The following is a 12,095-nucleotide window of genomic DNA, read 5'->3' as shown; positions in this document are numbered from 1 at the left end:
ACTGTGGTATGTAGATGCCGCAATTCCATTGATGGGACCACGGATATTTCCGCTCTACCGTGCAGGCCGCCCCAGTGCAGCTGGCGTGGTGCGGATCGTCCGGCGCAGATGACGATCGATCAGGGAGGAATGCCATGCGCGCAATCGCACTTTTCATCGCCTCGGCGGCCACGATCTTCATTGCAAGCCCTTCGCGGGCGCAGGATGCAGCCGCAGGCGAGAAGGTCTTCACCAAATGCAAGGTCTGCCACATTGCCGACCAGGACCAGAACAAGGTTGGCCCCTCTCTGAACGGCGTCATCGGGCGCACCGCGGGCACGCATCCCGGTTTCACTTATTCCCCGGCCATGATCGAGGCCGGAAAATCTGGCATCAAATGGGATGAGCCCACGCTGACAAAGTATCTTCAGGATCCGAGGGGGATGGTCAAAGGGACGAAGATGGCGTTTCCCGGCCTCAAGAACGATCAGGACGTAGCCAACGTCGTCGCTTACCTGAAACAGTTTTCCAAATAAACGGGCTCTTCCAGGCCCTGTCGGTGGCGCCGGCTCGTCGCGACCGAAGGCGGCCGGACTGATGACGGCCGTCGCAGCCAGATCTTCTAGGCCTGTCGGGTGAGTCAGCGGTGCCCGACACGGAGCCAGGCCCGTTGACCTGGTAACGAGGCGTATGACGCGGACGGCGTTGCCAATCACATCGGCTGGGAGCTTCTGGACTCAGGCCCGGTCGGCATCGGCACGTTTCTCCTGTGCGCTCTTACAGAGATCATCTAATTTGTCGCGGACCCGATCATTATCAAGCAGGAGCTTGGCGCGCAGGAAACCTTTGCTACGAAGCTCCCGTTCGATGGCTTGCCACCCTTCAAAGTCGCCCGATGCGGCAAGTTTCCCAGCCTCGCGCCACATGCGGACGTCACTCTTTTGAGACACGCGTTTCGTTCTGCCGCCGCGGCGCGACACTCTGTTATTTAGACCCGGGAGGACCGAGATGAACATGGTTCTTGTCGCCCCTCCGTTGCCCGGGCGTGTTCCTCACGATTTGGCAATCGCCTTGGAGTTCAAGCTCGTGCCGAGCAAAACGGTTATGGCTGGCGGCGTCATAGCCGCAAACGCCCTGCCTTCTTCAAAAATTCCCGGCGCGCCTCGCCCTCTGAAAATAAGCTTTTCGGGGTTCATTTCCGTGAGTCTTGTGCTCTCATTTGGCATGTTAGCGCTCCTTCCTAGAAATTACCTAGTTGCGGCATGCAAAGAAAGTAGTTCCCCGGAAAGGCGCACATGTCGCCACGATGTCCGGAACTCCGGAGCGCCGTGGAAGGCCCTACAGATGCCCGACATCCCAGGCAACGGGATGGCGGGCATCCATCTTAGCTGCCGCCGACGAGGAAGGTGACGCATTTCCTCGCCGGCCGCCTGGGATGCGTGCCAGCAGCGGACTTTCCTGTTTGACAGAAGCGAACAGTCGTCTGTCTTCGTTCGCAGACATGTTCTCTGGGCTCAGATTGAAGACATCAATGAAGAAGCGCGTTTTGGGTTTCCGCCACCCAGCCATCTGCTTGAATTCTTTTGAAAAGCTCAAGAGCGCTGTGTAGCAATGCCGTTGCTTTCTCGATCAGTCGCAAGTTCAGATCGGCCAAAGGCAAGCAGGCTTGGGCGAGCTCAGGAGGAGACTGGAGCGGAAGCGGTCAGTGGCCAGTTCTGATCGGCTCGAGGGATGTATCGCGCTTCGCCGGATGGAACCTTAGCACCAAACTGAAGAGTGAACAGAAGTCGACTATCGTCATCTGTCACATGCATGTTCCAAGGGGTCATGTGTTCCCAGAACGATTGCTGCGAACCGTCTATCATTGGCCGGCCGCTCGAACGGCCTCTCGCCGCGCGGCGTTTAAGTCGGGCAAATCGATTCCTGCGTGGTCTGGAATGAACTCACCGTTATCGAAATGGAAAAAGCAACGAGGCATGCGGTAGTCTCCCAGCAACCTACCTCTTAACGACAACAGTCCGAATTTGTTTCCAAAAGCGGCTGAGCAGCTCCGCAAGAGCCATTGAGTCGCCCGTTAGCTCCTGGACGTGTGCGCTTTATCGGACGAGCCGGAAGAGGCTGTTCCCTCCCAGATCGTTCTGCACACCCGGTCCCACATACAATCCGCACTAAATGCCCGGAACGGATCGACGCCTGACTCGCAGCATCAAAGCTGGTCGGCTTCGGTCGGCGGGTTTTTTTGTGTCATCAAGCAATGCGGCGAGGAGTTCGGGCCGAGCTTCGAGGCCGACGAAGCTGCGAACCAGGTCATAGGCATGCCTTCCCACTCTTGTCGCGGAAGACAATCGTCTAGTACGGAACGCCGGAAGGCTTCTCGGATGTTATTGGGGGTCAGGAGCGCACACGTCGCCCCAAATTCCTCACCGGGGCCAGCCAACATCAGTCGGATCTGATCAGCAGCGATGTATGTCCATTGGCGAAGCAATCCAGGAGCTATTCCGGCGCCCCTCGGCATCAGCAGCATCCAGATCGACGAAGAGCGCAGCCTCTATCAGGCGACATGCTGGATGTGGTCGTTCATCAGGAGGGCATAGCAGATTAGGTCAGCCCCGGCTTTGGCGGCAGAAAACCAAAAGCCCGGGAATCTCCAGAATGAGATGAGAGGCTTGCGTTGGCGGTAATTCAAGCCTATATATCTGCAATCGATGTTTGCTGTTGAACTTGTTTCTGCGCTCCGGCGCCCAACGATCTTCCTCTCAAATCTCGACTAATATGACGTTTGGCGTGTCGCCAGACGCGAATTTCTATGCTGATTTGAAAGGAAATCGCTATGAACACTGGAACGGTAAAGTTCTTCAATTCGACCAAGGGCTTCGGCTTTATTGCTCCTGAAACGGGCGGCGCGGATGTGTTTGTCCATATCTCGGCTGTTGAGCGTGCCGGTATGCGCACAATCGTAGAAGGTCAGAAGCTGAGCTTCGATGTGGTGCAGGACCGCCGCAATGGCAAGAGCGCGGCCGACAATCTTCGGGCCGCCTAAAGGATACCGCTTCTGGCCCTTGACCACGGATGTACTGGCACTGGCCGTCGAGGCGTTTTGGAGAGGTCGGGCTCGCCCGGCCTTTTTTCGTTTAAGGAACTTACGATGCGCAATGCAATTGCGGAAGCCGTGTTCAAGCCGAAGCCGACAGCTAGGGAGAGCAAGGGCGACGCGACCACACAAGCCGCACGACAGATCATGGACAAAGAGACCGCAGATCGCGAGTCAAAGACGCAGCGGCTCAGACTGGCTCGGCTGGCCAAAGAAGCTGCCGCCCCCGCCGTTTTGCCAAAAGCTAAACGTGCATCGGCAAAGCGGCGCGTTGCCGCCTGACCGCAGGGGAGGCACGCGGCTGGCCAGAAGGGTGCTCAGGCGGAGCATAGTGGAACATCCGACGGGGACGGCGACGAACCCAATCCTCAATCACGACCGGCGGTGATCGATGGTGGAAAAATATTCAAACGCGCGAGGGCATTTCTTCGCAGCCGTAAGGGCACTGGCGGCGTCGTCGGATGGCATTCAAACGCGGCTGATCGAAGCGAACGAGAGCATCCTCAACGTGACCCTCGACGAGTTCGCGGGCGACCCGGAACTGAAGCTCAAGTTTGCAAGGATCTTGGACCTCCTGGCCGTTGATCAGGACGACATGGTCACGATCGCGGTTGAGACAGCGGCGCACATGACCGACTTCGAGGCGGTAAAAGTTGCGGACCTGATCTGCGATTTCTGTTTTGAGCTCACTTAGGCCGACTTCGACCAACTCTTGATGGATGGCGGCCGCGCGGTTATAGCGAAATCAGCCCACTTCCCGAATGGCGCCTGCGCTCATTGCCTCTGCAGCGCATGAGGCTCCCGGCGCCGCCTCGCGCCGGTTTGCCGACGTTGGGTGCGCCCGCCAGAACCTTGCCACCGACCCGCTCCGGCTTGTCATAGGCGCTACCCACCGTGAAAGCGAAGCCACGCCTTTCACGCCTCTTCGACCCGATCACCAGTTCACCCCCGAAGGTTCACATCGAGGATCGAACCTGAGGCGTTTCGGTCTCAAGCAGCACAAGCGCTCCCTGACGGTCGGCAGAGGCGCCCAATCATCTGCCAGTCGCGACCGTTGCGATCAGCGCGCTATGCGCATCGCTTTGGCGCCGGTCGTCAGGCACGTGAAGCCTGTCGGGCATCACCGCAAGAAGCTCTCCGGCCTGACCCAGAGGCCCCGCGCTTGACCAGCCACCAGCGCCTCATGCGGACGTCGCGACAAGCGCTGGCACACCCGAGACACAAAGCCCCATAGCTCGCCGCCTACTGCCCCGCGGGTTCTTGCATGAGAGGCTTTCGTACGCCCGACAGCAGCCGAAACCCTTCAGCATGTCAGTCATACAAGCTCTGACCTCGTCTAAAAGCAGGCGAAGGCTGACTTCGCCGAGGAACCTCGCGAACTTCGGCTAGGCAGCAACTCGTAGTTCTGATCGCATACGCGGAGCGCTCCTACTCATCCGCGTCACTTTGCTTGCCAAGGTGCAGATCGGAGCAATTCGCAGGCTCATGCGTTGGTTTTTCAACCCTGCTCGAGAGGATCTCATCATTGGACCCCACCACCGAGCTAGCCAAGTTGCGCCGACATGTCCGCATTCTCGTGGACCTTGGCCGCGTAGCGGGCGAGCAAACTCCGCTCGGCCGCTTCCTCGATCAGGCCTGTGTGCAGGTAGCCCGGGCTGTCGAGATAGACCACGCAAAGATCCTTCGCTACCGCCCGCGCACCGCGGACCTGTTCATGGAGGCCGGCTTCGGGTGGAAGGAAGGGACTGTGCGGAACGCTGTTTTTTCGGCGGATCTGCGATCGCCGCCCGGCCGGACTTATCAGACAGCCGAGCCTTTAGTGATTGTCGATGGCACGGCCGCCGAGCAGGATGGCGAATACGTCTTTTCAGATGTGCTGAGAGAGCACCACATCAAATCGCTGGCGAACGTGCCGATCCTCATCAAGGGTGCTGCCTGGGGCGTGCTGGAGGTGGATTCCTCGGTCACGCGCAACTTCAGCGAAGATACCGTCGACTTCATGACGGCTGCTGCTGCCCTCATTGCTTCAGCAATGCGGCGACCAGAGGTGGACCGAAGCAACCTGGAATCCACCACGGCTCTAGTCCAGGCGCAACAACGCGAGGTGCTGCTGCGGGAGATGCAGCACCGCGTAAAGAACAACTTTCAGCTGATCCTGGCCTCGATAGCCATTCAGAAGCGCCGCCTTGAAAGGCCGGAAGTGCACCGGGCACTGGAACACGTGGCTAATCGAGTTAATGCCATTTCGCTTGCTCATGACCAACTGGCACCGGGGCAGGACCTCCGAACGGTGGACGTCGCCGGTTACTTGCGGGCGCTCTGCGCTTCGCTGCAGACGCAGGTGGAAATTGCAACGATCGAGATCGCGGCCGACGAAGTCGAGCTCTCGATTGAACGCGCGGTGCCGCTCGGTCTTATCTTGAACGAAGCCGCGATGAACTCAGTCAAGCATGCGTTCGGGGCGGAGGGCGGGCGAATCGTTGTCAAGCTTGAGTCCGGGATAGGCTACGGCGAGGCACGCCTGACCGTTGCCGACAACGGTCGTGGCATTCAGAATCCCCGGCCTGGCGGGTCGGGACAGAAATTGATCCAGGCGCTCGCCCGGCAGATGGGCGGTAACCTCCAGCAAGAGAGCTCCGCCGCGGGCACCACAATAACCGTGATCTTCCCTGTCATTGCATAACGCTCGCTCCTGTGGCTGTTTGCATTGGCTTCGCAGGCGCACAAACCGATCTAGGCAGCAGTCAATGCACTCTCTCCAGATCCCGCCAAGGGCTCAGGGACCCGGGATGCCTCGCCTGTCAGCGTTCCAGCAATTTCGCCAACACGATGAAGAGACGCCCCTCTGCGGTTGGCTTTCCGACGTTAGGCGCATCCACCAGAACTGACCCGCCGACAAGCTCTGGCCTGTCGTAGGCGCTCGCCAGCGCGAACGGGACATCGAGGCTGCTCAACTCTTCAGCCAGCGGCGTGACTAGCTCGTTGCTCAGATTGACGTCGAGCAGTGCAACGGACGGCAATTCGGGAAGCCGAACGTCATCGAGGCTAGCTCGATTGCATCGCCGGCATCGCGCATGATCGGAGCCGGGTCATTGATGCGAATGTCGTCGCCTTGCGGCAGATCGAGCTCGGTCTGATGGGTCGGGATTAAAGCCAGCGCCTCCATCATTCGGCAGTACTCAGCCCAAGCGTATGCTACTCGTAGTCGTCGCACATGGGTAAGACCTTAGTTGTTGTCTGCGTCAGGAGGCGGGCCTCGCGAATGAGCGAATTAGGCTCATTGCCGATCATGTCGATGAGGTGGGGGCTTGAGCTTCGGTGATGCCCGTTTCTCGCGTGAGAAAGTGCACCCTGAATTCCTTCTGTGCGTGCGCGCGCTCGCTAAGCTCTTGCATGTTTTCGGCCATAGGAAAAGTCCCCGGTAGCTAGCAACGCTGGTCGGAGTTTGGTTCCAACGGAAAAAACCCGTCGCAGCTAATGAGCCTAGGCGACGGGCTTTGTGGTTGCCACTGAAGCGCTCTCGGAATGGATCGACCGCCTCTCGCAGAACGATCTAGTTCCAACGTCAGCAAAATTGCGGGATTGCTGAAGCGCGCGGAGTCTCGTTTCGACTCGGAGCTCTTCAGCCTGGTTCAGTGCGTCGGTGATGTGGTCGCCGGTCGGTTTCATAGGAATCAACGGCATGCAGCGTTAGGCTAAGCGCTTTTTGTAAGGACCCGCGCTTGCCGGCTTCGGCGCGATGGCGCCCATCCGTTCGCAAAGGTCTTCCATTGACCAGAGCGGGCGTTTTTCGCTTTAGGTTCGGTGGGCAATTCTAGTTTTCCGCATGACTAAAGACGACGGCACCGTTATCCTTGCGGACTTCAACGGATATGACCCCGTCATCACCCTTTCGGGTCTGGAACATGGAAATTGCATGATCCCTGGCCGTCTTTTCGGCGTCGAAGGTCACCTTGTCGATGATGCCTTTTCGGCCATACCAGATAACAGTGTAGGCCATTTGGGGCTCTCCCACGCTTTACGCTAAGCATAGAGGAGTTCGATGCGTGGCGCGACGGTCTGTCGGGGGCGGATAGCAGCCGCTCAAATTTCAATGACACACTACCTGCAAGCGAGCTCTCTTGTCGGGATCTGCAGTTCGACAGGCCCGGCTAGACCGTCTCTGCATGAGAGGGTAACTGCGCTAAGCCCAGTGCAGCCGGCCGGGAATGTTCCAGCCGACAATGTCGTTGCTTGATAAAGCGAGCTTCAAGGCAGCAATGGCGCCCAGTTAAGGCCGACCAGCCTGATCAGGCTCCGGGCTTGTTCCTCCGTTACGCTCTTGGTCTCTTTTCGTTCTGCACTCTCGAATGGCGGGCAACTTAGATAGCCAGGGCTATGGCTCGGCTAAACCCTGCCCGCGCTTCACGCTCCTGGGAGAGGCTGTAGAACGGCCCGGCAGCGATATTGCTTCGGGGGAAGGTGGTGACGCGCCGCCGGGCCTAGGTGGTCCGGGACTGGGTAGCCAAAGCGGCGTTAACCAAAGCGTTGCGGCGGGCGGTGGCAATTGTTGTTTTGGGTCAGCCCGCGAAGGCGTGACCGATCGCGAAACGGATGCCGATGAAACGCCCGATAAAGAACTTGCCGGCAGCATCCAGGGCAACGACGCCGACCTTGGCCCAAACGTCTACGCGGGCTCTCTGGGGGCAGTGGCGATATCATCGAAGATCGTGTCCATAGGCCGGCGTTTTCGCCCAGTGTTTAGCGGCTGCTGAAAGAGATCGCCGGGCGAGGAACCCCAAATCCTCAAGCCCGCCGCACTCATCCTGATCCCCATCAGGAGCCGGTGGAGGAACCGGCAATTTCTTCTATGCAAGGCCGGTGCCAGGATTGGCGGCCCGAGATCGGACAGCTTCGTCACGTCGGCTTGTCCACCAGCGGCGTCTTCCTTGTCGGCGGCTTGTAGGGCGTCACCACTCTCACGGTATCGGCATTCACCGTGACAGGGACGCCTAGGTTGATGGTTACCTTGCCTTCATCGACGCGGCTGACATCGCCTCGAAGCTCAATCTCCTGACCTTGCTTCACCTTCGAGATTCGATCGACGATCGAATGAGGCTGGCCGTAGGATGGGATGGACACGCTGACCCGGTCCTCCGTTACGCGACGGCGCACTTTCGCCGTGATCGCGACCTCGTCGCCGATGTTGATGCCCTTTGCCATGTCGATACAACTCCGACGCGGCCAGTAGGTTCATCAAGCAGATGCTAATGTTCGACAGGGCACAAACTCTGCCCTAGTCAAGACGATGCCCGTCATCCCAGGCAACGGATGGCGGGCATCGATCTAGCTGCTGCCGACGAGGAAGGTGACGCATTTCCTCACCGGCTCCATGCAATGCTGTAGCAAGCATTTGGTTTCCGCACGGACCAAAGCGTCAGACCATCCGACTTCGGTCGCATCGGGCGCAAGGGAACATTCCTACAGCGTCCCGGTTAAGTGTCGCGGCGTGTGCCTCCGGCACGAGGCTCACCGCCGCGCTGGGGCGCTCCCCCGGGAGCCCGTTCGACCCTCAGGCGAGCGGGCTCTTGTTTGCAACGGAGATAGGGCAATGAAGGACGGCGACGGCAAGCCGGATGGCTCGCACACCGACAAAAACATCGGCCTTTTGGCAGCGCGGTTGGCAAAAGAGGCGAGCCTATCCGAGGAGGAGGCCCGGGGCCTGATCAAGTCGATCGGCACAGATTGGAATGCGCTGGTGCGAGAGGCGAAATTCCTCAAGAGCCGCCATTGAGCACGCGCGGCACGAACTTCCCGCATCAATGGCTCGCCAACAACCAGTCGGGCATGATCAGCGCGGACGTCCTGTCGATCGCCGAGTTCATCCAGGAACTGTTTGCCGACGCCAAGTCGTTTGGGATCAGCAGCACTGAACTCGAGGAAGACACCGGCAGCATCTATCAGGCCCTCCTAGACGCCATCGTTCATCACGAAGGCGGGGCACCGGAATAGCCACAGCGAACAGCGGGCATCTAGCTCTCTTCGACCGACGCGGCTTACGGTTTGGCTTTCCTATCCATCGTGGCAACCAGCGCCGCCTCGTCTGTCGCCCCGTTCTGGAACGCCGCGATCAACAGGCTACCCAGCCATTCCCTTTCGGCGGCGTCTGCACTTGCGGGTAATAGCTTCTGGAGCACTCTTTCAAGCATCGCCATGTCGTCGGGTCCGAGAATGCTGTTTGGCTGAGAACGCATCGGGCACCCCCAGGAACCTCTGCGACCCGGCCCGCTTAACCTAGGTGACACAGGATATCGCGGGTCGGGCCACCCCACCGCTTGAAGGTGGGGAGCATTGATCCTGCATCCATATGAGCGGACTCGCAACTAACAGATTTGCGACTGAAGTCTCTAACGATCCTGCGCATAAGTCCGGTTTGTTTAGCAGCCGCCTAAGGGCGGAACTTGGCGACGCGAAAGCGGTTATAGATTAGACGGCGCAGTTTCGTCCTCCATTCTTCCGAGCCGTCTAATAGGCAAGCAACGGAGCCCACTCGACCCTCCCTCAGGAGTGGGCTCCAGCCTTCTGGCGGTCTCTCAATCTTGCTAGTTGCCGAACAGGTGGCCCGGTAGCCTTTTCCACTGTCTCTAAGGGGGCGGCCAGCGGGCCTTGGCCGGCTAGGTTTAGGAGAACGCGAGAGGCCGGCGAGCAACTACTAGCGCATTGGTTGTAGATTAGAAAATTCAGCCAAAAGGACGAGCCGCCGGAATCGCCGACATGAATAACGGCTGGACGTTTCAGGAGCTGATTGACGCGGGCATGTCGGTCACTGGCGGCTGCCTCGACTGTCATCGCATCAGAAGCTCGATCTACCGGTGCTGCGCGATCGCTTCGGCCGTGATGCTCCGGCGATGGAATTGGGATCTTCGACTGAGGATGAAATGCGGCGTGTACGGCGCCAGACACAGCCCGAAAGACCTTCACCGCAAAAGAGTGTTAGGTTTCTAGGCGTTTCGTCTGCCGCCGCCGCCACATCCTATTGTCCGTCTGTCGATCACCGTTCGGGGTTTCGGAGCGAGGTAGCAATGGCCCTTCGGGGCCAAAGACAATTCCCGCATCCTCCAAGGCCTGACGGATAGCGGTAACATGGCGTGGATTCGGGTTCCTCGACCCGTTCTCGAAATCGACGACCGTTGGTTCGCTAATATGCGCTTTGGCAGCGAGCCGCACTCGCGACCAGCTCAATAGAGCTCGTGCGGCTTTTGATTGTTCCCCCGACAGTAGGGCTCGTCTGCGCATGGGCGTTGAACATTCAACGTCCCTAAAATATGCCGCCCGGTTCGTCAGCGATCCTCAAATATTTGTGAGCCCCAACTTAGATCGCGGGCGGAGCGGGTCACCTAGGCGTGGATCAGATTGGGCCCGCGGTGGGCCTTCAATGTCGATGCCGTGATGTGGTGAACGAGCGGCTACTTATGCAGGGCTAGATTTCGAGGTCACCACTCCGAACCTTTCGAATACGAGCTTTAACAATCCGAGCACCCGGCTGATCCCGAATATCGACGAAGTAGTTCGAGCCGGTGTTCCAATGGTCGACCGCCATCTCGGCCAACGTCGTTGATGGTCGTCTCACTGCATGGATGTAATCCAGTTCACCTGAGATGAGCCGTTCAACGTGTCGAGAAGTAGCGGCTCATCGAGTGCCCAACGCTTTTGCCTCACGCTCCAAAGTCTCGCGGTCGTTTCCGTGCTTGGCAATCAGTTCTCGGACCTGAGGGATCGAGAGCCCGAATTTGCTGGCGAAGTAGCCAACCTCATATTCCTAATCCCCAGACGCGCGGTCACGGTCGCGCGAATCGCGTTTGCTCTTGTCGTCCGCCGTGCGTCGTTCCTCTCTCGTGGCTAAAGGAAGACGCGCGAGACGAGAATGTTCCTCTATCCGGTTTGAACGGGCGACTTCTAGGCCTGTCAGGCGAGTCAACGGTGCCCGACACGGAGCCAGGCCCGCTGACCTGGTAACGATGCGTATGACGCGGGCGTTGCCATCACATCGGCTGGGAGCTCCTGGACTCAGGCCCGGTCGGCGTCGGCACGTTTCTCCTGTGCGCTCTTACAGAGATCATCTAATTTGTCGCGGACCCGATTATTATCAAGCAGGAGGTTGGCGCGCACGAAACCTTTGCTACGAAGCTCCCGTTCGATGGCCTGCCACCCTTCAAAGTCGCCCGATGCGGCAAGTTTCCCAGCCTCGCGCCACATCCGCACGTCGCTCTTTTGAGACAGGTGTTTCGCTCTGCCGCCGCAGCGCGACGCTCTGTTATTTAGACCCGGGAGGACCGAGATGAACATGGTTCTTGTCGCCCCATCCGTTGCCCGCCCAAACAGATGCCCGCCACCCAGACAACAAGGTTGGCGGGCATCCGTCACTACTCTCGACTGCCGTCGAACGAAGGAACCCCATGCTCGCCGGCTTTATCAAATGCCGTAGCGAGGCGAAGGTTTCAGCGTAGGGACCAAAGCTTCAGCAGGTGCGACTTCGGTCGCATGAGGCTGGAACATTTCACCGTGGGCAGGTTGGGTTTCGCGGCGCGATTGTTGAGGCGCGCGGCTGGGTTGCGCGGGGCCCCCGAGCCCCGCCCCCCCAAGCGAGCGGGCTCTTGGTTTCCTCGTGTCGTCGCTAATTTGGCCAATAGAACGGGTTGCGGTCCGCAGCCTTTGGGTGTGGCGTTTGGGCGCGGCCACCGGGCCTTGGCCGGCAGGAGACACAGATGGCCGGCGACCGAATATATTCGCATCTGCTAATAGATTGAAATTCAGCCAAAAGGTCGAACCCCGCTTGAACCACCAACATGGCGGGTGGACGTTGCAACGGCTGATCGACGCTGGTATGTCGGTCCCGAGCGGATGCCTCGACTGTCGCCGTTCGCCCGGTGAGCCAAAAGGCTGAGAAGTCAGATCAGGCGAGCAGCCAGTCGTTCAAATGGAATTCATAGATCTTGCCGTCGTTCTCGGTCGGATTCGAGTCGTTGTCCACGCCACGATCGACGAC

The 12,095-nt window shown here is 59.0% G+C and carries 17 protein-coding genes and 1 pseudogene; 8 read left to right on the top strand and 10 right to left on the bottom strand.

From position 1 onward, the window contains the following. Positions 1 to 134 precede the first annotated feature (134 nt). Positions 135 to 515: a cytochrome c family protein gene (locus CK222_RS10680; RefSeq protein ID WP_095800361.1), complete on the top strand. Its 381-nt coding sequence runs from the start codon at positions 135 to 137 to the stop codon at positions 513 to 515. A 201-nt stretch (positions 516 to 716) separates the two neighbouring features. Here the strand turns inward: CK222_RS10680 and CK222_RS10675 are convergent, their stop codons facing one another. Then, complete coding sequence (locus CK222_RS10675; RefSeq protein ID WP_141247056.1) at positions 717 to 995, bottom strand: hypothetical protein; 279 nt, start codon at positions 993 to 995, stop codon at positions 717 to 719. Positions 996 to 1,031: 36 nt separating this feature from the next. Further along, positions 1,032 to 1,205, bottom strand: coding sequence for a hypothetical protein (locus CK222_RS32255; protein WP_176477618.1), 174 nt, complete (start codon positions 1,203 to 1,205; stop codon positions 1,032 to 1,034). A 1,604-nt stretch (positions 1,206 to 2,809) separates the two neighbouring features. Between CK222_RS32255 and CK222_RS10670 the strand changes: the two genes are divergently transcribed. The 4 genes from CK222_RS10670 to CK222_RS10650 all read left to right on the top strand — a co-directional run bounded on the left by CK222_RS10670 (position 2,810) and on the right by CK222_RS10650 (position 5,753). Then, entirely contained in the window at positions 2,810 to 3,019 is a 210-nt protein-coding gene (locus tag CK222_RS10670) for a cold-shock protein (RefSeq protein WP_095800359.1), read from the top strand. 105 nt (positions 3,020 to 3,124) lie between these two features. Beyond that, complete coding sequence (locus CK222_RS10665) at positions 3,125 to 3,352, top strand: hypothetical protein (RefSeq protein WP_095800358.1); 228 nt, start codon at positions 3,125 to 3,127, stop codon at positions 3,350 to 3,352. Between the two features lie 109 nt (positions 3,353 to 3,461). After that, positions 3,462 to 3,764, top strand: coding sequence for a hypothetical protein (locus CK222_RS10660; protein WP_095800357.1), 303 nt, complete (start codon positions 3,462 to 3,464; stop codon positions 3,762 to 3,764). An 831-nt stretch (positions 3,765 to 4,595) separates the two neighbouring features. Further along, positions 4,596 to 5,753, top strand: coding sequence for a histidine kinase dimerization/phosphoacceptor domain -containing protein (locus CK222_RS10650; protein WP_245433005.1), 1,158 nt, complete (start codon positions 4,596 to 4,598; stop codon positions 5,751 to 5,753). 118 nt (positions 5,754 to 5,871) lie between these two features. Here the strand turns inward: CK222_RS10650 and CK222_RS10645 are convergent, their stop codons facing one another. The 3 genes from CK222_RS10645 to CK222_RS10635 all read right to left on the bottom strand — a co-directional run bounded on the left by CK222_RS10645 (position 5,872) and on the right by CK222_RS10635 (position 7,070). Then, positions 5,872 to 6,090, bottom strand: coding sequence for a hypothetical protein (locus CK222_RS10645; protein WP_095800356.1), 219 nt, complete (start codon positions 6,088 to 6,090; stop codon positions 5,872 to 5,874). Beyond that, positions 6,057 to 6,239, bottom strand: a complete 183-nt coding sequence (locus tag CK222_RS10640) for a hypothetical protein (RefSeq protein ID WP_348628809.1) — start codon at positions 6,237 to 6,239, stop codon at positions 6,057 to 6,059. Before CK222_RS10640 ends, CK222_RS10645 begins: the two co-directional genes overlap by 34 nt. A gap of 645 nt (positions 6,240 to 6,884) precedes the next feature. Next, positions 6,885 to 7,070 (bottom strand): hypothetical protein, encoded by a 186-nt coding sequence (locus CK222_RS10635; protein ID WP_095800355.1) that lies wholly within the window; start codon positions 7,068 to 7,070, stop codon positions 6,885 to 6,887. Between the two features lie 349 nt (positions 7,071 to 7,419). Between CK222_RS10635 and CK222_RS31575 the strand changes: the two genes are divergently transcribed. Next, on the top strand, positions 7,420 to 7,824 hold the full coding sequence (locus CK222_RS31575; protein WP_141247055.1) for a hypothetical protein: 405 nt from the start codon (positions 7,420 to 7,422) through the stop codon (positions 7,822 to 7,824). A gap of 142 nt (positions 7,825 to 7,966) precedes the next feature. Here the strand turns inward: CK222_RS31575 and CK222_RS10630 are convergent, their stop codons facing one another. After that, the gene (locus CK222_RS10630) at positions 7,967 to 8,272 is read right to left on the bottom strand and encodes a hypothetical protein (RefSeq protein WP_095800354.1); all 306 of its coding nucleotides are present in this window, start codon (positions 8,270 to 8,272) and stop codon (positions 7,967 to 7,969) included. A gap of 388 nt (positions 8,273 to 8,660) precedes the next feature. Here CK222_RS10630 and CK222_RS10625 point away from each other — a divergent pair, with 388 nt between their 5' ends. After that, positions 8,661 to 8,843, top strand: a complete 183-nt coding sequence (locus CK222_RS10625; protein WP_095800353.1) for a hypothetical protein — start codon at positions 8,661 to 8,663, stop codon at positions 8,841 to 8,843. Further along, complete coding sequence (locus tag CK222_RS10620; RefSeq protein ID WP_095800352.1) at positions 8,840 to 9,061, top strand: DUF768 domain-containing protein; 222 nt, start codon at positions 8,840 to 8,842, stop codon at positions 9,059 to 9,061. Before CK222_RS10625 ends, CK222_RS10620 begins: the two co-directional genes overlap by 4 nt. A 44-nt stretch (positions 9,062 to 9,105) precedes the next feature. On the opposite strand, the gene CK222_RS32250 is transcribed toward CK222_RS10620, so the two are convergent. The 4 genes and pseudogenes from CK222_RS32250 to CK222_RS10605 form a co-directional block, all read right to left on the bottom strand. Then, a complete protein-coding gene (locus tag CK222_RS32250; protein ID WP_176477619.1) occupies positions 9,106 to 9,264 on the bottom strand; it encodes a hypothetical protein in 159 nt (52 codons plus the stop codon). Positions 9,265 to 10,042: 778 nt separating this feature from the next. After that, the gene (locus CK222_RS10615) at positions 10,043 to 10,345 is read right to left on the bottom strand and encodes a helix-turn-helix transcriptional regulator (RefSeq protein ID WP_095800351.1); all 303 of its coding nucleotides are present in this window, start codon (positions 10,343 to 10,345) and stop codon (positions 10,043 to 10,045) included. A 394-nt stretch (positions 10,346 to 10,739) separates the two neighbouring features. Continuing rightward, positions 10,740 to 10,922: pseudogene (locus CK222_RS10610) on the bottom strand (DUF3606 domain-containing protein); the annotation flags it as partial. Positions 10,923 to 11,116: 194 nt separating this feature from the next. After that, on the bottom strand, positions 11,117 to 11,395 hold the full coding sequence (locus tag CK222_RS10605) for a hypothetical protein (RefSeq protein ID WP_095800350.1): 279 nt from the start codon (positions 11,393 to 11,395) through the stop codon (positions 11,117 to 11,119). Between the last annotated feature and the right edge of the window lie 700 nt (positions 11,396 to 12,095).

Origin of the sequence: Mesorhizobium sp. WSM3866, from assembly GCF_002294795.1 — a bacterium.
In the GTDB taxonomy this organism is placed as follows: domain Bacteria; phylum Pseudomonadota; class Alphaproteobacteria; order Rhizobiales; family Rhizobiaceae; genus Mesorhizobium.
Note: the sequence above shows the minus strand (reverse complement) of the source record. Positions and strands in the feature narration are given on the sequence as shown.